The organism is Clostridium celatum, from assembly GCF_021412605.1.
Classification (GTDB): domain Bacteria; phylum Bacillota; class Clostridia; order Clostridiales; family Clostridiaceae; genus Clostridium; species Clostridium celatum.
This window is the reverse complement of sequence record NZ_JAJKGM010000003.1, coordinates 21,814-44,233: the sequence shown is the minus strand read 5'-3', so window position 1 is coordinate 44,233 and position 22,420 is coordinate 21,814. Positions and strand designations below refer to the sequence as shown.

Below are 22,420 nucleotides of genomic sequence, written 5' to 3'. Positions count from 1 at the left end.
TACCTAAAGTTAATCGAAAAAACTATAATATACCATTCCAGAAATTAATATGATTTCATTAGGAATTTATATCATAATTTTTTCTGATTTAACTTTTCTATATAATTATTATTCGTATATTCCCATTGAAATATATTTTTCTCCGCCATCTGGAGCTATCGCTAGTACTTTCTTGCCTTTGCCAGCTTCTTTTGCAAGTTGTAAGGCTGCATAAACAGCTGCTCCTGCTGATATTCCAATTAAAACACCTTCTTTTTTGGCAAATTCAACTGCTGTATTTATAGCATCTTTATCATCAACTGCTACTACTTTATCAACATATTCTGCTTCATAATTTTTGGGTATAAACCCAGCTCCAATTCCTTGAATTTTATGTGCACCTGGTTTTTTTCCTGAAAGAACTTGTGAGTTACTTGGTTCAACTGCAACTATATTTATTTTAGATATCTTTTGCTTTAAATTTTTTCCTACACCTGTTATAGTTCCACCAGTACCAACACCTGCAACAAATATATCTAAATCATTTATATCTTCATATATTTCTTCTGCAGTTGTTTCATAATGTTTTTCAGGATTAGCTACATTTTCAAATTGTTGTGGTAAAAAATATCCATGTTCTTTAACTAGAGATGTAGCTTTCTCAATTGCACCTTTCATTCCTTTAGAACCATCTGTTAATACAAGCTCTGCTCCATATGCCTTTATTAAATCTCTTCTTTCCTTACTCATAGTTTCCGGCATTACTATTATTACTCTATAACCTTTTATTCTTCCTATCATTGCAAGTGCAATCCCTGTGTTACCACTTGTAGGCTCTACAATTACTGAACCTTCCTTTAATAATCCCATTTCTTCAGCTTTCTCAATCATTCCAAGCGCTGCTCTATCTTTTATACTTCCACCTAAATTAAATTTCTCTAACTTAACGTATACTTCTGCACTATTTTCATCTACCATATTGTTTAACTTTAGTATTGGTGTTCTCCCTATTAATTCAATTGCATTGTTATAAATCATATTACTACCTCCAATATAGTTTTTAAATATTTTTTAAATATAAAAAAACCTCGTCTCTATATATAGAGACGAAGTTTACTTCGCGGTTCCACTCTAATTAAACCATCATAATAATAATGATTTCCCTCATTCTACAGTACTAAATAATACCTGATCACTATAACGGGTGCTACCGTAAAACCTTACTATTATTTCAGGCTTAAACTCCAAAGGGCACTTCATATAAAGTGATTCTTAGCTTTACTATAAGCTTAGAGGAATTTATCCATGTCATACTAAGTTAACTTCATTTGAAGTTCTACAGTAACTAAACATCAGATAAATTACCGGTAAAAAGTTCACAGCATCCTTTTCTCTCTGTAACCATCCTTTATACTACTTTCCTTCTTCATAGTCTTAATTCCGAGTATTTAACTAAACTTTATATTTTTATTATATTCTTATATTTCAAAAAGTCAACACTTTTTGGGAATTTTTTACTTATTCTTCTTCTTCCATATAGGATATAATATTTCATCAATTAAATCATGTGTATTTACCACACCTATTAACATGTTTTTTTCATCTACAACTGGTATTGTTAATAAATCATACTTTGCTGAAATTTCAACAGCCTCATGTATATCTTCATAGTGCTTAAGAACATCTATATTTTCATTCATTATTTCCTTAGCCTTAACACTTGAATCATTTAACAGTAAATCCTTTAATCCAAGTACTCCTATAAGCCTATCCTCTTCATCTTTTATAAATATAGAATTTAATTCTTCATCTTCTGGATTAGTTTCTCTTAATATATCTATTATTTCTCCAATAGTAATATCTAAATTAAAAGCAATAAAATCCTTACTCATTACACTTCCAACTGTTTCGTCTTCATATTTTAGTAATTCTTTTACTTCTTCAGCATCTTCAGTTTCTAAATTTACAAGTATCTTTTCTCTTTCATCATCATTAAGTTCATCTAAAATATCAGCAATTTCATCATTAGGCATATTCTCTAATACTTCAGCCGCTTTAGCTTCACTTAAATCTTTAAGTATACTTCCCCTATACTCTGGTTCAATTTCTTCTAGAGTATCTGCCGCTAAATCCTCATCTAAAGATTCAATTATTTGCTTTCTATGCCCTGCATCAAGATTCTCTAATATATCAGCTAAGTCAGCTGGATGTAATGTAGATAGTTTTTTATATGGCACTGAAATTTGCAAATTTTTATTTACCATTTCTAAAGATTCAACATCATCCCACATAAGAACTTTATCATCATAATCCTTATTCATAACCTTATATATAAACTTTCCTAAACCTTGACACTTCATTCTTCTGAACTTAGCAAGCGGTCCTGTTTCAACAGCAATTACTCTATATTCTCCAGCAATTTCTGCTATTCTTAAGTCATCAACTCTTACAACTTGCTTACCATTAATATCAACAATCTTTTTATCTAATAAGTTTCTAGATAGTAAATAAGAATACGTTCTTGGAAGTATTTCCTTACTACCTCTTGTCATTATCTTAACATTGTTATCTATAGAATAAAAAATTATACTTCTAAATTCATAATGAAAAGTAACTCCATCTCGTCTCACCTTATAACCTATTACTCTTGGATATCCATCATCAGTAGTTACGTATATATCCTTTAACTCCCCTAGCACATCATTAAATTCGTCATACATCTTCTTGCCTAATATACTAGTAAATAGGAAAACAGATAGTTTTTCCATACAACTTCCTCCTTCATTAACAGAGAGGAAATTCAATATTTATAATGAGCTACAATTTTCTTTTGCTAATTTTGTGTAAATTAAACCTATAAAATTACTACTATTTGCTCAATTTACTTTAGTAAATAAAATTTACTATACATAAGTTTTACTTGCTAAAGCTAAAGTTGGAATCTCACTTAAATGAAAGTTTTCCTCTCTTTTTATGTTTATATTCAATTTTCTTAAATTTATCCTCTGAGGGACACCCTCCATTTAATCTCACCACCATTTTTTATAAATTTAATTTTTTCAATTGACTATACAATAATCTTGCAGCAAAATATTTCAATTTATTTTAAACTACATACAAAAACCCCTTTTTAGGGGTGTCTCATATTAATATTATATTAAAGCAACTCTAAAAGGCAATACTTTAAATACCATATATTTATTAAATTATATTTTTATTTAGATATACCTTGATTTTTACTCTAAACATATCCTTTTTTACCTTATTTTAAAAGTATTTATAGCATTATAACTACAAATAAGCATAAAAACCTCTCCTACAATATTATATGGAAAAATCATCATATTGCTCACAAACATAATAAATTCTCCTATTAATACTATTAATGAAATCATCAATAACCTCATCCCTTTTTTATTACTATAAGGTTTATCTCCTAAAAGAAGGGTTATAATCATAATAGCTGCCAATATTATTAAATAAATTAAACTTGGTACTAATATTTCTTTAAATCTTACAATAAACCCAAATACACTATCTATTTTAATATCAAGCTTATAAATTTTTATAATAATTACATAACTTATAATTAGTATAATTGTAAAAACATAATTATAATCAAAACTTTTATCTTCCATCCTCAAAAAAATATATAGCGCTATTAATGCCAAAAGTGGAATTGCTATATAGTTAGTTTGCGTTAATGATTTCATACTATATATTATGCTTTGCTTTTCAACTATCCATAAAACTACCAAAGAGATATATCTAAGTAAAAGTGTTAGTAATGCTATTGAATATACTAATTTTATTTTTTTAGGTGATTTTTTATTATTCAAATACATTAGATAAAAAATAAAAATAATTATAAATAATAATATACATAAATAAGTAAAAGCTATCATATTTTACTTCCTTTCAAAAATACTATTATTTATAATTATTAATTTTACTTTTTATTTATTCTTTAAATAAATTAATTTATTCCTAAAATTTTAACTCCACCTTTAATACATTTAACTTCTAGTGGAAAATCTGGTCCTCTTTCACCATCAATATCAGTAACAATTCCTTCATCACACTCTATATGAATATGTTCTGTTTTAAAATATAGCACTCCTTCTGAATCTAGATGTTCACCTCTTAGTATTTTTATAAATAAAGGTATTAACTCGTAAAGAGGTACAGCTTTAAATATGATAACATCTAATTTTCCATCTGTAGCACTTGCTTTATTAGCTAAAGAAAAATTACCTGCAGTTTGCCCATTAAACACTAACATAAGATACATATTACCTTCAAAATTTACTTCATCAGAAGTTATTTTAACCTTTAAAGGTCTAAAATTAGGTAACTCTTCTAAACCTTTTAAATAATATGCAAGCTTTCCTATTGTATTCTTTAAATTTATATCTGTCTTTTGAGAAACATCTGTAAATAACCCCGTACTAGCTACATTTACAAAATATTTATCATTTATGCTTCCAAGATCTACTCCAACAGCACTTGAATTTATTATTTTTCTACAAGCTTCATTTACATCAAAAGGTATACCTAGGAATTTAGCAAAATCATTTGCAGTACCTACTGGCAAAATAGCAATTGGTAATGAAATTCCTAACTTAGCCATAGCATTAACAACAGAATCTACTGTTCCATCTCCACCGGCAATAAGTATATATTCATAGTTGCCACCTTTAACATCTGCAAATGCCTCTTCTATTCCACATTCTCTTTTTATTCTATAAGGAACAATAGTATATCCTGATTCTTGATGAATATTTATTACATTGTCTAACTTAGCCAAAATAACATTTTCCCCCGAATATGGATTATATATTAATTTAACTTTTTTCATTATATCCCTCCACACTTAATTTTCCTTAATAAATTATATCATAAAACAATTTCATATAACTTAGCAATGGTAATTGTTAATATTATCTGTTATTTCCTTATTTTTATATCATTATTTTTCATATGTACCTAACTTTATCTATATAATATTATATAAATAAGTTTATACACATATTACCATAACTCTAATAATGTTATTTTCTATTAAATTTTATTTTACTTTGTGTTATAATTGTATCTTATTATAAGATATACTTAGGAGTGATTATATGAAAAAAAGTTGTATTCCTAACATCTTTACATTTATTAATTTATCTTTTGGAATACTATCTCTACTTTCTACCTTTGAAGAAAAATATAAGTTAGCTTGTATTTTTATACTTTTAGCAGCATTGGTAGATAGATACGATGGTAGGATAGCTAGATTTCTAAATGTTTCTAGTGATCTTGGTAAAGAGTTAGATTCACTAGCAGATTTAGTATCATTTGGTGTTGCACCTGCTATTTTAATATTTCTAATATTTGATTTTAATACTTTGGGACCAAGTGGCTTGTTCGGGTATATTTCATTACTTTTATTTCCTATATGTGGTGCATTTAGACTTGCTAGATATAATGCTAGTGAATTTAATGGAGTTTTTACCGGGGTTCCTATTACTGTTACTGGAAGTTTTTTAGCTTTATTCGCTTTATTTACTGTTAATGGAAATATTTCTGCTATTATTCCTTTTTTATTAATATTATTATGTTCTTATTTAATGGTAAGTACTTTTAAACTAAGGAAATTCTAACACTACAACTGGTTATATAATTTTAAAAGGGCTGTATCATTTTATTTAATTTTGATTCAGCCCTTCACAAATCTTTTTTATTTATCATCCTTATATTTTTTTACTTCTTTAAACTCTTCTCTTGTCATTGTTGCATCATTAAAAAGCAATTCTTCATCAACTTCTGTCAATATAGCCTTATTATCACCCTTCTTTAGCATATAATCTCCAATAACTGCACAATAATGAAAATAACTTTCTCCACAATCATCTATTAATTCAATTAAATGATCAATTGTTTCTCCCAATTTATCTGCCCTATGAACAGCATCTTTAACATAACTTGTTCTTGCTTCATTTATATTATTAAGTTCTGCTGCTCCAGCAATCAACAATCTATATGAATCCACCATAGATCTCAATAATTGCGTTAAATTATTTACATTACTATAATACTCTTTCATTAATTGATTATATTTCATTTAACACCTCAATTTAATGAATTTTAACTTATTATCTACTTATTCTTACAGTCCTTCTTGTCAACATTATTAATATATTCATCATCTAATTCACTAAATATATCCGTAGAGATTTTACACTTATCAGCTACCTCTTTACTCTTAAGTTCTATATACATAGTATTTATTTCTATACACTCTTTTTTTGCTGCTTTATTTTTAATAGCTACATTTGTTTTCTCTTCAATAGTACTTTCTGCTTTTTTATTACTTATAATAGTTTCTTTTTTTGCTTCACTTACACTACTCTCCTTAATTGGTATATTCTCAGTTGCCTTAGTTTTTGTACTTTCTCTATATAAATTTGTGTCTAACTCTAAGTTATTGCTTTCTTCATTAAAAACAAAATTTTCTCCATAAATTACAGGAACAAAAAACTCTTTAGGTATTGATATAAACATGATTCCACCTCCTATGCATCATTAGATTCACAATATGCTTTAAAATATTCTCTTGGATATGAACATAGTGGGCATTTTATCGGTGCATTTGCACCTTCATATATATATCCACAATTCATACATACCCATTTTGAGTCTTTTGATCCGCTAAACATAGTACCATTTTCTATATCGTCATATAATTTTTTAAACCTTTTTGCATGCTCCTCTTCAACTTCTCTTAATTCTTTATAAAAATCTGCAATTTCAGTAAACCCTTCTTCCCTTGCCTCTTTTTCAAACTTAGCATAAATATCATTAGCTTCCTCTGTTTCCCCACATATAGCATCCATTAAATTTTCCTTTGTTGAACAGATAAGGTTAAGAAAATCACCATACACTTTTCTTGCATGAGCTAATTCATTTTCTGCTGTAATATCAAAAACTTCTGCAACTTTTCTGTATCCTTCTTTTTTAGCCCTTTCTGCATATAAAGTATATTTATTTCTAGCCCTACTTTCTCCAGCAAATGTTCTATATAAATTTTTCTCTGTCTTACTACCTTTTAAATTCATTATAATCTCCTCTATAATATTTCTACTATTAAGTTATTCATAATTAAAAAAAATGCAACAAATAAAAATGACGGATTACGAATTGTGTAAAATAACTTTTCTAAAATCATCTTACTTTTCATCCTTAATCCATCATTTTTAATGTTAATATATTTTTTATTATTATTCTAACTATTTAATTTACTGATACTCTTCTATCATTATCACAAGTAATTTGTATTGCCCTACCCTCTTTAGTCTTGGTATTTAATACAACCTTGTGTCCCCATAAATCAAATAAATATTTTATAGTTTCTTTTGCATATATAAGTTCAAGTTCTCTTCCATCAAATACATGCTCTAAAGTCAATGTACCATCTTTCCTATTTAAATCAATTATTCTTATATAAGGTATACCACCTACGCCACAGTTATTAGCTATGGTATCTCTAATAGATTGCCATCCTTCTTCATCAGATACTTCATCAACAACAAACTCAAAGCTCTTTTTAGCATATTGGAATAATCCAAGCTCCCTACACAAATCTTGTGTTAAGTACTTTCTTAAGAAGGAATTATCTCTTTCAATATATCTAACTTCAAAGATTTTATCTCTTCCATACCTTTTTTCTATATCTTCAAAAACTTTAAATCCTATATAATATGGATTTAATCCTCCTAATATTGGAGCTATGACATCATTGTGGCGCTTTATAAACTCAAAATGTAATCCTTCTGGTAAATCTAAACTTTTAAGGATATTATAATGGCAATAGCTTGCCCATCCTTCATTCATTATTTTTGTTTCTATTTGAGGCATAAAGTACTCTGTTTCTCTTTTAACTATTTTTAATACACTTTTTTCCCACTCTTCTAAATTACCATACTTAATTATAAACCCAATAACATCATCACAAGGTTCAAGAGGTATCTTGCTTAAATCTGGCAAAGGTATTTCTGCAGTATCATCTAATGAATCTCTTCCCTCTATTTTTCTATTATACTCATTCATTAAATTTTCTTTTATTTCTTCTTGAGTTAATTCCTTCATTCCAACAACTCGTGGAATCTGAAATTTTAATGCATGTGCAGCATCTAATATTTTTTCTACTTTGCTATAACCTATATTAGGATTATTTATATATCCTCTTATTATTTCTGCATCAAGCTTAAACATTTCAACAGTATAATGAGCTTTTGTCCCTTCTCTAAATAATCTATTATTTTTAAAGAAATCATTATGACCATAAACATGAGCCATAGTCAATATCTGAAGTAATAATGTATTATCTTTCATAAGATATGCAATAGCCGGATTGGAGTTTATAACCATTTCGTATGGTAATCCTGTTAGATTCAAAGAATATAATGTCTTATTTTTCTCATATGCTTTACCATAGCTCCAGTGAGGATACTTTGATGGCATTCCAACATAAGATTCATAAGCTAGCATTTCATTAAATCCAATTATCTCAAACTCTTGTGGATAATAATCTAACCCAAATTCTACAGCTTTTTTCTCTATCTTTTCATCCCACTTTTCTAAATCTTTTAAAGTATACTCCACTATTACTCCTCCTTTAGCTCTTTACTAAGCATTAGCTTAAGCGCATCCCATAAATTCTTTTTTTCCTTAACAACTACAGATACAAATTTTTTATCTACTATTTCCTTATTAAATCTATAATACATAGTTGTTGAATAAGTTGATGGTAATAGTTCTGCATAACCAAACATATTGCTAATTTCACAAAGTTTTTTTACAGATTCAATTGCTCTTTCATTATCTTCAGACCAGTTATCTCCATCACTAGCATATACCGGATATATGTTCCACACTTCTGGTGAATACTTCTCTTCAATCAACTTAAGTGCAAGATTTAATCCGCTTGATATATACGTTCCTCCAGATTCAGCCTTATGGAAAAACTCATATTCATTTACTTGCTTTGCAATTGTTGTATGTGAAATAAATTCAAAGGCAATATTATTGTATTTCCTTCTTATAAAGGTAGATAGTACAAAGAAGAATGATCTTGCTAAATATTTTTTTGTACTATCCATAGATCCAGATACATCCATGATAAATATCATAACTGCATTACTTTCTTTTTTAGGTTTACTTTTAACTCTATAATATCTCATATCATCTTCTCTAAATGGAAACCTATCTATTTCTGGATCTAATCCTGCTTCTATAAGTCCTCTCTTCTTTCCTTGCTTACGTGCAGTTTTAGCCATAACTGTTCTCTTTTTAGCAAGTCTTGGGTTTATACCATGTCTTTGATATCCCCTTTTTCTACTTGCACTTTCAGTTATTATCTCTGAATATTTCTTTTTATCTAAATTAGGTAAATCTAAATCCTCTACTATATAGTCCATTAACTCTTCAAGTGTTATTTCAGTTTCATATATATCATCGCCCTCAGAGTTCCCGGCGCCCTTATTTCCTTTCTTACCACTTGAATCTGCACTGCCTAATTTATCTCCTCTTTTTTCTTCTCCTGTTCCTGTTGCAACACCCTTATTATTGCTACCAAATACAAATTGGTATTCTTTTATACCCCTAATGGGAATTTTAAATTTCTTATTTTTAGTCTCTCCAACTATACTTTCTTCAGAAAGTATATCTCCTAAATTTTCTTTAATGGATTTTTCAACTAATTGCCTATGACGTCTTCTATCTTCTATGCTTCTATCGTGTTCAACAGGATTTTCACTACTATCTCTAAATATAGCCATCCTTATCAATCCTTCCACAAATTGTTTGCTGCATATTTAAGAATTACATCACAACAATGTGAACAATATCCATTCCTTTGCATTTCTTCAACCATAGTATTATATTTTTCAGTTTGTTCTTTATCTCTAACTCTAGATTTTGTTATTATTCTAGATAAATCTTTTACAGATGCAATAAGTTTCTTTTCTATGGCTTCTTTTAATGGTTCATATGATGTATAATCAATTTTTGCTCCATTTCTAACTAAATAGAACATATAAGAAGTTACATCTGCTCTAAAGCCTTTACTTGAAGCTTCTGAAACACCTATTTGTTCTTCTATACTTCTCATAAATTCTTCATCTGGTTTTAATTCTTCACCAGTTTGAGCGTCTTTAATTCTAGTTTTATTAACAAAAGCTTCTGCATTATCAATATAATTATTGAAAAGACTTTCAGCTTGTTCTCTAAATGAATGAATAAATGCCTTAGTTATTTCTTTTTCTAAAATTTTATTATATTCCTTACGAATTGTATCTTGAATAAATCCTAGATATTTCTTCTTATCATCATTAGAAATATCCATATCCTTTACAGATTTAATTATACTTTCCATTATGCTTAATGGATTTATACAATCAAATTCTGAATTTGAAAGTGCATTATCAATAGCTTTAATAATAAATCTAGTACTAATACCTTTCATTCCTTCATAAGGACCAGCTTCTTCTCTAAGCTCAACTATATCAATTTTCTTTGTAGTTCCCTTTTCAACTAAGTCCTCACCATTATAAATTCTAAGTTTAGTCATAGGATCTACCTTAGCAGATGGTGATAATCTTGAAAGAATTGCAAACATTGATGCTATTTCAATTGTATGTGGTGCAATATGAGCCTTAAAATTACTCTTTCTTAATATTTTTTCATAAATCTTAATTTCTTCATCTAATTCTAAGCAATAAGGCACTTCTACCTTTACTATTCTATCTAAAATTGCTTCATTTGTATGATCTGATTTAAATTTATTCCACTCAGCCTCATTTGAGTGAGCAATTATTAATCCATCAAAATAAATCATTGAACCTTTACCTGGTGATGGTATAGATTTTTCTTGAGTTGCAGTTATTATAGTATGAAGATATTCAACATCATTCTTAAATACTTCTATGAATTCCACAAGACCTCTATTTCCAACATTAAATGCTCCATTAAGAGAAAATATTCTTGGATCGTCTTCTGGATACATATCCATTTTAGAAATATCTATAGAACCTGTAAGTATTGAAGTATCTTGGTTATTAGGATCAACTGGAGGAACAACTCCAATTCCCTTTCTTGATCTTATAGAGAAATTCTTTCTCTCTACAGGGAAATTTTCATATTCTCCATTAAACTCATGTATTAATCTGTATTTACATATAGGACATAAATCTCCTTCTATTTGAGTTCCCAACATATCATTAAACTTAGCTCTCAAATGATTTGGAACTAAATGTAATGGTTCTTCATGCATAGGACATCCTTTAATTGCATATATAGGTTCACAACCTACTAAAGCACTTTTTAATGCCTCTACTAAAGATGATTTTCCGGCTCCTACTGGCCCAACTAAATATAAAACTTGTCTAGCTTCTTCACCTTTCATAGATGCTGAATTTAAGTAATTTACAATTTTCATTATAACTTTATCAATTCCAAAGAAGTCTTCTTTAAAGTATCCGTATTTTTTAATAGTGTCATTTCCATATATTTTTCTTATTCTTGGATTTTCATCACCCTTTAATACCTCTACACCTTTGCTCATAATAAAATCATATAGTCTCTTATGAGAAAGCTTTGCTACGTCAGGATTTTCCTTAACTATTTCTAAATAATCCAAAAATGTTCCTTCAAACTTTTCATTGTTTCTACTCTCTCTATCTGTAATTATAAATTCCCTAAAGTTCATAAACTTATCCCTCCCCTTAATTTAGTATATTATTACTATAAATAGTTATATTACTATTTTTTTATTTAGACTTCTTTATATTTTTATATGATAAAATTTTATAAATATTATTGTTAATTTATCTTTTTATTGTTTTTTTAATAATCTTTGTCTTAAAATAATTTTTTGAGCAAAAAAGAGCCCACTTGTAAGTTCAGGCTCCTTTGACTTTCTTACTATAAATTATATTATTATTTATATTAATTAATTCCTTATATAAATATTTTTGTCTATGTACTATAATTTATAAGCTTATTTATTTTTTTGTTCTAGCATTAAATTTAATATTTCATGGCCATATTTTTCAAATTTCTTCTCACCCATACCTCTTATTTTCAATAGTTCTTCTTGATTTCTTGGCACTTTATTACTTAATTCTATAAGGGTTGCATCTGAAAAAATTATATATGGCTTAATACCTTCTCTTATTGCTGTATTTTTTCTCCATCTCTTAAGCGTATTGAACAATAAATTATTCATTACTTTTTCTTCATTTTCAGTAGTTAATTTTAATAAAACCTTCTGCTCTGATTTAAGCACTCTATATGATTTTTCATTAAGTTTTAACATTGAATATGTTCCTTCCTTTAAGCTAACATACTCAAAATCTATTAATGCCTTTATTAAATCTCTTATAAATTTACTACTATAATCCTTCATTATTCCATAAGTGGATAATTGATTTAATTTGTCATTAACTATTTTAGGTCCTATCATTCCTCTTAATACATCTATCAATACAGCTATCCCATATTTTTCTCTACTTCTATATACACAAGATAATATCTTTTGTGCTTCTATAGTATAGTCTCTAAGCTCATCATTTTTTAAGCAATTACTGCAATTTGTGCAATATTCCTTTGCACCTTCTTCTCCAAAATAGTTTAATATAAAAGCCCTAAAGCATCCTTTATTTTCACAAAAATCTATCATACTTTGTAACTTTTTAATTTCAATTTCTTTTCTATTTAATTGAACCGTTGTGTAAATTAAATATTCTAGAGTTCTTATATCACTTCTATTGTATAAAAGGTAACATTCAGAATTTTCTCCATCTCTACCGGCTCTACCTATTTCTTGATAATAGCTTTCAATATTTTTAGGCATTGTAAAATGAATTATATATCTTACATTACTTTTATCTATTCCCATTCCAAAAGCATTAGTAGCAATCATTATATTAGAATTTTCATTTAAAAACTCTTCTTGATTATACTCTTTTTCATCATCTCTTAATCCACCATGATATCTTAAAACATTATATCCTAAATCTTTTAAATAATAATATAATCCATCTACTTCTTTCCTCGTTGCACAATAAATTATACCTGCTTTATCCTCTTTTTCCTTTATAATATCTTTAGTTAACTCAAGCTTATCCTCTTCAACATATACTTTAATCAATAAATTTTCTCTATCAAAACTACCTATATATGTATAAGGATTTCTAAGCCCTAAGAGATTAACCACATCTCTTCTAACCAACTTAGTAGCTGTTGCTGTAAAAGCAGTAACTACAGGTCTTCTATCCAAAGAACTAATAAAATCTGCTATTAAGCTATAACTTTTTCTAAAGTCATGTCCCCACATTGATACACAATGAGCTTCATCTATGGCTACTTGACTTATGTTAAGTTTTCTTAGCTTTCTTTTAAAGAATTCATTTTCTAATCTTTCTGGTGCTATATATAAAAGCTTTACTTTTCCAGTAAAACATTTATCCATAATTACATCAATGGCTTCTAAAGATTGACTACTATTTATATATTCTGCATTTATTCCACTCTCATTTAAATTATCTACCTGATCTTTCATTAATGAAATAAGTGGAGATATAACTATAGTTACACCTTTAAATAAAATTGCAGGTACTTGATAACAAATAGATTTACCTCCACCAGTAGGCATTATACAAAAGCTATCTCGTCCTCTTAAAATGTTATTTATAATTTCGTACTGTCCTTTTCTAAAAGAATTATATCCATAGTATTTATTTAAAACATCAAAAATAACATTCATTATCCTCACCCACCTAAACATTTATTATATTAATTTTAATTCAATACAATAAGTTTTGCCAACAGCATAATATTTTTATAATATTTTTTTTTCTATTGACTTAATAATAATATCATAATATAATAATTCTTGCCTGCTGAAGTGGCGGAACAGGCAGACGCACAGGACTTAAAATCCTGCGGTAGCGATACCGTACCGGTTCGATTCCGGTCTTCAGCACCAAAAGAACTTCAATAATAATTGAAGTTCTTTTTTTTGTTCTTTATTATTTTTTATCTAAATCCGAAAACTCCATTTGAACCATATAATCTAATGAATTTCCCACTATACTATCTTCTTTTTCACTTACTTCAACTGTTCTTAATGGTAAAGTTATAATAACTGTTGTTCCCTTATTTAATTCACTTTCTAACTGTATACTACCTTTATGTAAAGTTATTAATCCCTTCACTATAAATAACCCTAACCCACTACCCTCATTTTGTCTTATAAATCCTTCATTGAAATCTGCTCTTTTAAATTTTTCAAATATATGATTTTTATTTTCTTCAGACACTCCTATACCATTATCTTTAATTTTTATAATTATACTACTCTCTTTTCTTTCTACTGATACCAGTATAGTTCCACCATCGTTAGTGAATTTAATGGCATTAGATAAAAGATTTAGTATAACTCTTTCAATTTTAATTTTATCTATAGCCGTAATTATTTCCTCTTCATCTGTATCAAAAATAACTTGTATATTATACTTTCTTGCTAAATCAACAATATTTAATGTAACATCTTCAACTACTTCAACTATATTTTCATTTTTAAACTGTGCATCAACATATCCCATTTCTAATCTATTTACATCTATAAGATTATTTATATATTTTCTAAGCCTATTGGAGTTTTTCATTATATAATCTAACTTTTCTAAAAAAAACATTTTATCATATTTGTTCTGTTTTACATTAATTTTAAGTAAATTAGTAGCATTAATTATTATATTTAACGGAGTTCTAAGTTCATGAGATATAGTTACTATAAAATCTGTCTTTACCTTTTCTCTTTCTATAGATTCTATTAATAACAAATTGTTTTTTTTCATTCTTTTTCTATTAATAACTAATGAATATATCAATACTACAATTCCAGTTATAAACAAAGCTATTAAACTATAAATTATTATAATCATATATTTAGGTAATAATATATTATAAAATTTCTTGTTTATATAAACAGTATCCTTTGGTAGTCTTAATGGATTTATATTATATTCTCTAATAGATTTAAAATTGAAAACAGGCACACTAAAAGTATCATGTGGTGGAACTATATTGTATATATTATTTCTAGCTATAATACTTTCTAAAATATTATTAATTAATGTTCCAAGTTTATATCCATCATTAACTATTCCACCAATAGCTCCAGCTTCAACATATTCTTCAAGAGTTGTATAAATAGGTGCTTTAGTTAATTTTTTTATATTACTAATAAGCACTTCTGGTTTTATATTTTCATTATTTTCAATATTTTTATATGTACATCCTAATAAAATTGCAGAGTTTTTATAATCTATTTTCTTAACTTCCTCTAAAATATCTTCGAAATAAACACTTCTTACAACATTTACATTATATGGTTTTTCCGCGAATTCAATTGAATTTTTAATATTTTCATTTATTGTGTAAGAATAAATGCTATTATCTAAAAGCAAATAAATATTATCTATTTTTTTACCTGCAGTTAACATTATATTTACCATTGGTAAATTATCTTGATATTCTATAATTCCTGTAATATACTCACTTTCTTCATTTGTTAATGATATATTATTATTTACTCCTGCAAAAATTATTGGTTTTTTATAGGTAAATAATTCTTCATTAAATAAATTACTTCTAACTAATTGAAATGCTTCATCATCTAGAGTTATTATATAATCTATATTGTTATAATATTTAAGATTAAGTAAATTAATAAAGCTACTATCATATTCTTCACTTGATAACACTTTACTATCTAAAAATTCTACTTTTATAGAGTGTTCCTTTTTCGCTGAGTTCTGTAATCCATCAATTACTGAAGTTTCCCAATTATTATTTATCGAATAAGAAGCTATTACAAGAATTTTTTTACCGTCATTAAAATTGACTTTGCAATTATATATTTCGTATGGTATTAAAGCGAAAAGTATAAATAAGTTTAATATTACAATTAATATTTTTTTATTACCCATAACTAGCTACCCCTATACTTAAATCATTTTACTTATATAATGTGTATTTTTAATGATAAATATATAAAAACATTAAAATATCTTGAAAATAAATAATGAGAATATATCAAATTAGATTTTGATATATCCTCATTATCAATAAAAAGCACTTCTATTTTATTTTAATAATTTATCAATATTTAATAAGCTACTATCTTTATTTATAGCTCCAATATAGTACTCTATCCCTTTACTAACAGCTCCAAAATCACCATGCCCATCAGAACCAGCAGTTATTATTAAATCATTTTTCTTACAAAACTCCAAACATGTTTCTGTCATTAATTCACTATTAGCTGGATAGTAGCATTCCACTCCATCAATACCAAGGTTCTTTAATATATCTAATTTTTCTAAAATTTCTTCCTTAGTTTTATCTTTATAATAGTTGCAAGGATGTGCTAGTACCACATATCCACCGGCTTCATGTGTAACTTCACATACCTCTTTTACACTTGGAAAATCAAATTTTTCATGACCACATTCATATTGTCCATAAAATTTCATTCCATCAAATAGTCCTTCTGTTATATTTCTTTCTAAAAGGTAATGTATCCCCTTCCAACCACCTTTTCTTCTATCATATTCATAAGAATCATAATCTTCTATAGATATGTTTTCATAATCATTAGCCATCTTTTTAATAAGTTCTTCACTAGTTTTAAGTAAAGTTCTTTTTGCTTCATTTACCAAATTGATAAATCTTTCATTATCATTAAACTTATAAGCTAATAAGTGAACTAAATGCCCTTCAAATATAGAATCTATTTCTACCCCTCTTATAGCTATTATTCCATTCTTTTCAGCTTCAGCTTTAAACTCATTATAAGAATCTAAAACATCATGGTCAGTTATTGCAATTATACCTAATCCTTTGCTTTTAGCATCCTCAACAACCTCTTGTGGAGACATAGTTCCATCTGAATAATATGTGTGTATATGTAAATCTACCAACATAACTTTCCCTCCTTAGTGTAATCTTACTATATTTATTAATAAGTATTAAACGCTTACTCTAAACTAGTAATATTAGATATATTTTATATATTTACTTATAAATTGTCTAGTTAAAGCGTTATAATTACCTTCTTAAAAGTTAATTTACATAATTTTTTGTTTTCTTTCTTATTAATTTAAGGTATAATAACCAATGGAGAATAAAAACGATATGGTATTGTTAATAAAATAACATTCTAATTTATCTAATTATATTCCCAATAAATTTAAATTGAAATATACGGAGGTATTGCCATGTTAGTTTCAGCTAAAGAAATGTTAAACAAAGCAAGAGAAGGAAAATATGCTGTTGGTCAATTCAACATTAACAACTTAGAATGGACTAAAGCTGTTTTATTAACTGCTCAAGAAAATAACTCACCAGTAATCTTAGGAGTATCTGAAGGTGCTGGAAAATATATGTGTGGTTACAAAACTATCGTTGGAATGGTTAACGGTATGTTAGAAGAATTAAACATAACTGTACCAGTTGCTCTACACTTAGACCACGGTAGCTATGAAGGATGTTACGCTGCTATGGAAGCTGGATTCTCTTCAGTAATGTTCGATGGATCTCACTATGCTATAGAAGAAAACATTGCTAAAACTACTGAATTAGTTAAAGCTACTGCAGAAAAAGGATTATCTTTAGAAGCAGAAGTTGGTTCAATCGGTGGAGAAGAAGATGGAGTTGTTGGTAAAGGTGAAGTTGCTGATGCTCAAGAATGTAAATCAATTGCTGATTTAGGAGTTACTATGTTAGCTGCTGGTATCGGAAACATCCACGGAAAATACCCAGAAAACTGGCAAGGACTTGCTTTTGATGCTTTAGAAGAAATCAACAACGCTTGTGGAAACATGCCATTAGTATTACACGGTGGTACTGGAATTCCAGAAGAAATGATTAAGAAAGCTATCTCTTTAGGAGTTTCTAAAATCAACGTTAACACTGAATGTCAATTAGCATTCCAAGAAGCTACAAGAGCTTACATTGAAGCTGGAAAAGATAAAGAAGGAAAAGGATTTGACCCAAGAAAGTTATTAAATCCTGGATTCGAAGCTATCAAAGCTACAGTTAAAGAAAAAATGGAATTATTCGGATCAATCAATAAAGCTTAATTCCTATAAATATAAAAAGAGCACAAAAGTGCTCTTTTTATTTAACTTTTAAATGAATACCGTATTTTATCACAATCTTCTATAGATTTTGAAGTTATCTCATGTATCTCATCTATTATATATTTATATAAAGTCTCATCTTTATTATATTCATAATCTCCTTCATCCATAAATTCTTTTTCAAATTTTACTACAGCCATTTCTTTAGAAATTATAAATACTAGTGTTGAGATTAAAATAGCTTGAACCATTTCACACTTATTTTTACAGACACTCACTCCTACAGATAATATACACTCATAAATACAATCTAATATTTCTTTATCTAATACTATATTATTATCTTGTATATAAAACTCACTATACCCCTCAGTAATATAGTATCCCTCATCTTCAACTATTAAAATTATATTATTTTTCTTTGAAAAATCTCTATACTTAAAGTTAGTATCTATATTATAAATTTTACTATTATCTTGTACTTTAATTAACGCTTCAATTTGGCTTTTTGTTCCCTTTATAATTCCTATCTTCCCTCTATTTAAAAAGCTTAATACTAAATTTCTTTTGTATATTACTGAATCTATTCCTTTAGCATCCAATATCACTACCGCTTGTTTACCTAAATTAATTAATAATTTTTCTAAATTAAAACTTTCTTCTTCATTTAAAGATTCCATAAAAATTAATAATGTATTTATTGATTTTATATCCTTTTTATTATCTTTTGATATAAAACTAACCTTTCCATTATAATTCATTATTATATCTTTAATTACTCGAATATTTTCTGAGTTTGAAAAGCAAATATTAGGCAATATCTTCTTTTGCAAGCCTAAAATATAATCAATAGATTCCTTACTAAGCTTCATAAGCTTTTCCCCACTTTATATCCATAGTGCAAATTTGCCTACTATCATAATATTCGACAATTTTCACAACGTGCATAATTTAGTTAAATTGCAAACTTTTCATCATTATGCTTGTTTACAACATACCTTTACTCTTCTCCGAAGACTTTTTTACGTAGGATAAGTCCTGCTTTAGTAACAGCAACTCCTCCCATTGCAGTTTCTCTTAACTCCGATGGTAAACTCTTTCCTACTCTATACATAGCTGAAACTGTATCATCAAAAGGTATTTTACTACTTACTCCTGCCATAACTAAATCTGCTGTACATAATGCACTTATTGCTCCTGCAGCATTTCTTTTTGCACATGGAATTTCAACTAGTCCAGCTACTGGGTCACATACAAGGCCTAAGATATTTTTAAGTACTATTGCAGCGGCATCTAAACTCATTTCTGGTGTTCCACCCATCATTTCAACTACTGCTGCTGCACCCATAGCTGCCGCTGATCCACACTCTGCTTGACATCCTCCTTCTGCTCCTGAAAGAGTTGCATTCATACCAATTATCATTCCAACTGCAGCTGATGCAAATAAGGCATCTATAAGCTCTTCATCAGTTTTACAAAGCTTTTCCCCTGCTGATAATATTACTGCAGGTAATATACCACAAGATCCTGCTGTAGGACATGCAACTATTCTTCCCATTGCTGCATTAACTTCTGATGAAGATAATGCCATTGCCATTGCTTTTACTGTTACATCTCCAGTTAAAGTTTCTCCCTTTTCTAAGTACTTCTGTACCCTATATCCATCTCCGCCAATAAGACCACTTAAAGAATTAACTTCCTTTTCCCTACCTTCAGTGGCACCATCTTTCATAACCTTAAGATTTTTTGCCATTTTTTCATATACTTCTTCTCTTGAAAGCTCTTTATCTCTCATTTCAATTCTAATAGCATATTCACTTAATGATATATTTTCTTCCTTGCAAATCTTTAATAATTCTTCACCAGATCTTGCTAGCATCTTATTCACCATCCTTAATTGGGTTAATCATTATAACTTTATTTATACCTTCTATTGCTTTAACATTACCTATTATTTCTGGTGTAACTTCATGGTCAACTTCAAATACCATTGTTGCATCTTTACCTTTTTGATTTCTAAAAACCTTCATAAATGCAATATTTATATCATTATCATATAAAAGTGATGTCACTTTAGAAACTACACCTGGTACATCTTTATTAGATACAATTATTGTTGGATATGCACCTGTAAAGTTAACTGAATTTCCATTAACCTCATTAACTTCTATACTTCCTCCACCAATAGATGAACCAACTAACTCATATACGCACTCTTCTCCCTTTATAAGAAACTTAACTGTATTTGGATGAACATCTCCTAAATCTGCTTCTTTAAATCTAATTTTAAGCCCTTTTTCTCTAGCTATTTCTAAAGAATCTCTTAATCTTAAATCACTTGGTTCCATTCCTAATATTCCTGCAACTAATGCTCTATCAGTTCCATGCCCTTTATATGTTTTTGCAAAAGATCCATGCAATAAAAACGTAACTTCTTTTATGTCTCCACCAGCAACAGCTCTTGCAACTTTTCCAAGTCTAGCTGCTCCAGCAGTATGAGATGATGACGGTCCAACCATTATAGGACCAAGTATATCAAAAACACCTACACTTTTCATTATGTAAATCCTCCTTAAATTGTTTAATAGCTTTAAGCTAGTAGTTAGTAGTTTAACAATAATTTATAATAAACTATATTTTTAATAATTCAAATAAAATTTCTAACTTATTTTATTAAATCTACTAACGACTAACTCTTAGCATCTAACTTTAATTATTATTAGTATTTATAAAAAATACTTCCTCCAATAAACTCTCTTAAAATAGAATTTTCTGGCACAATATTCTTTTCTACCTCTCTAAAGAACCCTAAAAATGATTTTAATCTTTTAGCTTCCTCATAAACTATACTATCCTTTTCTATTTTATCAAGCTCTTTTAATGCATATTTTTTTAATACACTTAATTCATATACTAATGTTGAATTGAACATCACATCTGCTTCTTCTTGATAAACAAAAATATTTTTTTCTTCTCCACGTTTAATCTTAGGCCACATTTTTAATGTATCTTCTGCACCATGTCCTCTTGATAATGAATCTCTAACTATTCTTCTAATTTTTCTAACATCAGTAGTTGTTATTCTATTGTGATTATCTAAATTTAATTGTGTTAATGCTGATATATAAATTTTAAATTTATATATTTCATCAATATGTGAAGTTAAGATTGGATTTAGCCCATGAATACCTTCAATTATAACTACTCCATTTTTAGGCAACTTGACTTTTTTTCCTACCCACTCTCTTTCTCCTTTTTTGAAATTAAACTCTGGAATTTCAACTTCTTTTCCTTGTAATATTAAACTTAAATGCTTATTAAATAGTTCTACATCTACAGAACCAATGGTTTCAAAATCATACTCTCCATTTTCATCTATAGGAGTTTGATCTCTATTAACAAAATAATCATCTAGAGATATTGGAACCGGAATTAATCCATTTACTCTTAACTGTATTCCCAATCTATTTGCAAATGTAGTTTTTCCTGAAGAACTTGGTCCTGCTATTAAAACTAATTTAATCTCATTTCTTGATTGAATTTTATCTGCTATTTCTGCAATCTTCTTTTCATGTAATGCTTCTGATATCATTACTAAATTTGCAAGCTCTCCATTATCAATCTTAGAATTTAAAGAAGCTACAGTTCCTACTTCTAATATATTAAGCCAATTCTCTGTCTCTCTAAATATTTTTGTTATTTTTCTTTGCTCAACAAATTCTGATAATGTAAATTTTTCATAATCATTAGGTCTTCTTAAAATAAATCCATTTTCATAATATATTAAATCGAAAGCTTTTATAGCACTAGTCTTTCGTGCTATATGACCATAAAAATAATCATATCTTCCTTCTAATTCATAAAGGTTTACTTCCTTTAAATCAACTTGTTCTAATAATTGTACCTTATCATACATTTTATATCCCTTAAATATTTTTATAGCCTCTTCTTTAGTTACTTTAATCTTATTAATAGGCAAATCTCTTTGTATTAAATCTTCCATCTTCTTTTTTATTTCTTCTACATCTTTTTCATCAAGAGGTTTCTCTTTAAAAATTTCTCCGAATATTCCTTTACCTACACTATGTTGAATTGTAATAACTGAATTTGGAAATAAATCCAAACTTGCCTTAATAAAAATAAATTGTAATGTTCTTATATATTTTTTCTCTATTTCGTCACTATTATTTAATAAACCAACTTTTTGTTCCATAAATACTCCACCCTTCTAAACTCTTTATATAATA

At 27.8% G+C, this 22,420-nt stretch carries 19 protein-coding genes and 1 tRNA gene; 3 read left to right on the top strand and 17 right to left on the bottom strand.

Translation table 11 applies throughout. The features are described from left to right. Positions 1-108: 108 nt before the first annotated feature. The 4 genes from cysK to LPC13_RS02125 form a co-directional block, all read right to left on the bottom strand. Positions 109-1,017, bottom strand: coding sequence for a cysteine synthase A (cysK, locus tag LPC13_RS02140; RefSeq protein WP_005211733.1), 909 nt, complete (start codon positions 1,015-1,017; stop codon positions 109-111). A 476-nt stretch (positions 1,018-1,493) separates the two neighbouring features. Then, on the bottom strand, positions 1,494-2,747 hold the full coding sequence (locus LPC13_RS02135) for a magnesium transporter (protein ID WP_005211734.1): 1,254 nt from the start codon (positions 2,745-2,747) through the stop codon (positions 1,494-1,496). A 489-nt stretch (positions 2,748-3,236) separates the two neighbouring features. Continuing rightward, on the bottom strand, positions 3,237-3,692 hold the full coding sequence (locus LPC13_RS02130; RefSeq protein ID WP_234088503.1) for a hypothetical protein: 456 nt from the start codon (positions 3,690-3,692) through the stop codon (positions 3,237-3,239). A 263-nt stretch (positions 3,693-3,955) separates the two neighbouring features. Then, entirely contained in the window at positions 3,956-4,837 is an 882-nt protein-coding gene (locus LPC13_RS02125; protein WP_040418864.1) for a YegS/Rv2252/BmrU family lipid kinase, read from the bottom strand. A 268-nt stretch (positions 4,838-5,105) separates the two neighbouring features. Between LPC13_RS02125 and pssA the strand changes: the two genes are divergently transcribed. Further along, positions 5,106-5,627: a CDP-diacylglycerol--serine O-phosphatidyltransferase gene (gene pssA, locus LPC13_RS02120; protein WP_005211741.1), complete on the top strand. Its 522-nt coding sequence runs from the start codon at positions 5,106-5,108 to the stop codon at positions 5,625-5,627. Positions 5,628-5,704: 77 nt separating this feature from the next. On the opposite strand, the gene LPC13_RS02115 is transcribed toward pssA, so the two are convergent. From LPC13_RS02115 to recQ, 7 genes are all read right to left on the bottom strand, one after another. After that, positions 5,705-6,088 (bottom strand): hypothetical protein, encoded by a 384-nt coding sequence (locus LPC13_RS02115; protein ID WP_005211743.1) that lies wholly within the window; start codon positions 6,086-6,088, stop codon positions 5,705-5,707. A 35-nt stretch (positions 6,089-6,123) separates the two neighbouring features. Beyond that, a complete protein-coding gene (locus LPC13_RS02110; RefSeq protein WP_005211745.1) occupies positions 6,124-6,528 on the bottom strand; it encodes a hypothetical protein in 405 nt (134 codons plus the stop codon). 11 nt (positions 6,529-6,539) lie between these two features. Next, positions 6,540-7,082 (bottom strand): rubrerythrin family protein, encoded by a 543-nt coding sequence (locus LPC13_RS02105; protein WP_195244900.1) that lies wholly within the window; start codon positions 7,080-7,082, stop codon positions 6,540-6,542. 175 nt (positions 7,083-7,257) lie between these two features. Next, positions 7,258-8,628: a SpoVR family protein gene (locus LPC13_RS02100; RefSeq protein ID WP_005211752.1), complete on the bottom strand. Its 1,371-nt coding sequence runs from the start codon at positions 8,626-8,628 to the stop codon at positions 7,258-7,260. Between the two features lie 2 nt (positions 8,629-8,630). After that, positions 8,631-9,803 carry a sporulation protein YhbH gene (gene yhbH, locus LPC13_RS02095; RefSeq protein ID WP_005211753.1) on the bottom strand — a complete coding sequence of 391 codons (1,173 nt, stop codon included), beginning with the start codon at positions 9,801-9,803 and terminating at the stop codon, positions 8,631-8,633. 5 nt (positions 9,804-9,808) lie between these two features. Next, entirely contained in the window at positions 9,809-11,731 is a 1,923-nt protein-coding gene (locus LPC13_RS02090) for a PrkA family serine protein kinase (RefSeq protein ID WP_195244903.1), read from the bottom strand. A 291-nt stretch (positions 11,732-12,022) separates the two neighbouring features. Then, positions 12,023-13,789, bottom strand: a complete 1,767-nt coding sequence (recQ, locus tag LPC13_RS02085; protein ID WP_195244904.1) for a DNA helicase RecQ — start codon at positions 13,787-13,789, stop codon at positions 12,023-12,025. A 135-nt stretch (positions 13,790-13,924) separates the two neighbouring features. Between recQ and LPC13_RS02080 the strand changes: the two genes are divergently transcribed. Continuing rightward, positions 13,925-14,011, top strand: a tRNA-Leu gene (locus LPC13_RS02080). A gap of 43 nt (positions 14,012-14,054) precedes the next feature. Here LPC13_RS02080 and LPC13_RS02075 read toward each other — a convergent pair. Continuing rightward, complete coding sequence (locus LPC13_RS02075; RefSeq protein ID WP_005211759.1) at positions 14,055-16,019, bottom strand: sensor histidine kinase; 1,965 nt, start codon at positions 16,017-16,019, stop codon at positions 14,055-14,057. Positions 16,020-16,175: 156 nt separating this feature from the next. Continuing rightward, entirely contained in the window at positions 16,176-17,015 is an 840-nt protein-coding gene (locus LPC13_RS02070; RefSeq protein ID WP_234088501.1) for a PHP domain-containing protein, read from the bottom strand. Between the two features lie 294 nt (positions 17,016-17,309). Between LPC13_RS02070 and fba the strand changes: the two genes are divergently transcribed. Beyond that, entirely contained in the window at positions 17,310-18,173 is an 864-nt protein-coding gene (gene fba, locus LPC13_RS02065; protein ID WP_195244907.1) for a class II fructose-1,6-bisphosphate aldolase, read from the top strand. Positions 18,174-18,214: 41 nt separating this feature from the next. Here fba and LPC13_RS02060 read toward each other — a convergent pair whose 3' ends face one another. The 4 genes from LPC13_RS02060 to LPC13_RS02045 all read right to left on the bottom strand — a co-directional run bounded on the left by LPC13_RS02060 (position 18,215) and on the right by LPC13_RS02045 (position 22,386). Next, on the bottom strand, positions 18,215-19,045 hold the full coding sequence (locus tag LPC13_RS02060; protein WP_005211767.1) for a hydroxyethylthiazole kinase: 831 nt from the start codon (positions 19,043-19,045) through the stop codon (positions 18,215-18,217). 128 nt (positions 19,046-19,173) lie between these two features. After that, entirely contained in the window at positions 19,174-20,052 is an 879-nt protein-coding gene (gene sdaAA / locus LPC13_RS02055) for an L-serine ammonia-lyase, iron-sulfur-dependent, subunit alpha (protein ID WP_040418866.1), read from the bottom strand. 1 nt (position 20,053) lies between these two features. After that, the gene (sdaAB, locus tag LPC13_RS02050) at positions 20,054-20,731 is read right to left on the bottom strand and encodes an L-serine ammonia-lyase, iron-sulfur-dependent subunit beta (RefSeq protein WP_234088499.1); all 678 of its coding nucleotides are present in this window, start codon (positions 20,729-20,731) and stop codon (positions 20,054-20,056) included. 161 nt (positions 20,732-20,892) lie between these two features. Next, positions 20,893-22,386 carry a nucleoside kinase gene (locus LPC13_RS02045; protein ID WP_005211774.1) on the bottom strand — a complete coding sequence of 498 codons (1,494 nt, stop codon included), beginning with the start codon at positions 22,384-22,386 and terminating at the stop codon, positions 20,893-20,895. Positions 22,387-22,420: the final 34 nt, after the last annotated feature.

What these genes read in the sequence shown, in the direction of transcription:
- cysK (WP_005211733.1), bottom strand. Translation starts at nt 1,017, where the DNA reads ATGATTTATAACAATGCAATTGAATTAATAGGGAGAACACCAATACTA.
- LPC13_RS02135 (WP_005211734.1), bottom strand. Translation starts at nt 2,747, where the DNA reads ATGGAAAAACTATCTGTTTTCCTATTTACTAGTATATTAGGCAAGAAG.
- LPC13_RS02130 (WP_234088503.1), bottom strand. Translation starts at nt 3,692, where the DNA reads ATGAAATCATTAACGCAAACTAACTATATAGCAATTCCACTTTTGGCA.
- LPC13_RS02125 (WP_040418864.1), bottom strand. Translation starts at nt 4,837, where the DNA reads ATGAAAAAAGTTAAATTAATATATAATCCATATTCGGGGGAAAATGTT.
- pssA (WP_005211741.1), top strand. Translation starts at nt 5,106, where the DNA reads ATGAAAAAAAGTTGTATTCCTAACATCTTTACATTTATTAATTTATCT.
- LPC13_RS02115 (WP_005211743.1), bottom strand. Translation starts at nt 6,088, where the DNA reads ATGAAATATAATCAATTAATGAAAGAGTATTATAGTAATGTAAATAAT.
- LPC13_RS02110 (WP_005211745.1), bottom strand. Translation starts at nt 6,528, where the DNA reads ATGTTTATATCAATACCTAAAGAGTTTTTTGTTCCTGTAATTTATGGA.
- LPC13_RS02105 (WP_195244900.1), bottom strand. Translation starts at nt 7,082, where the DNA reads ATGAATTTAAAAGGTAGTAAGACAGAGAAAAATTTATATAGAACATTT.
- yhbH (WP_005211753.1), bottom strand. Translation starts at nt 9,803, where the DNA reads ATGGCTATATTTAGAGATAGTAGTGAAAATCCTGTTGAACACGATAGA.
- LPC13_RS02090 (WP_195244903.1), bottom strand. Translation starts at nt 11,731, where the DNA reads ATGAACTTTAGGGAATTTATAATTACAGATAGAGAGAGTAGAAACAAT.
- recQ (WP_195244904.1), bottom strand. Translation starts at nt 13,789, where the DNA reads ATGAATGTTATTTTTGATGTTTTAAATAAATACTATGGATATAATTCT.
- LPC13_RS02075 (WP_005211759.1), bottom strand. Translation starts at nt 16,019, where the DNA reads ATGGGTAATAAAAAAATATTAATTGTAATATTAAACTTATTTATACTT.
- LPC13_RS02070 (WP_234088501.1), bottom strand. Translation starts at nt 17,015, where the DNA reads ATGTTGGTAGATTTACATATACACACATATTATTCAGATGGAACTATG.
- fba (WP_195244907.1), top strand. Translation starts at nt 17,310, where the DNA reads ATGTTAGTTTCAGCTAAAGAAATGTTAAACAAAGCAAGAGAAGGAAAA.
- LPC13_RS02060 (WP_005211767.1), bottom strand. Translation starts at nt 19,045, where the DNA reads ATGAAGCTTAGTAAGGAATCTATTGATTATATTTTAGGCTTGCAAAAG.
- sdaAA (WP_040418866.1), bottom strand. Translation starts at nt 20,052, where the DNA reads ATGCTAGCAAGATCTGGTGAAGAATTATTAAAGATTTGCAAGGAAGAA.
- sdaAB (WP_234088499.1), bottom strand. Translation starts at nt 20,731, where the DNA reads ATGAAAAGTGTAGGTGTTTTTGATATACTTGGTCCTATAATGGTTGGA.
- LPC13_RS02045 (WP_005211774.1), bottom strand. Translation starts at nt 22,386, where the DNA reads ATGGAACAAAAAGTTGGTTTATTAAATAATAGTGACGAAATAGAGAAA.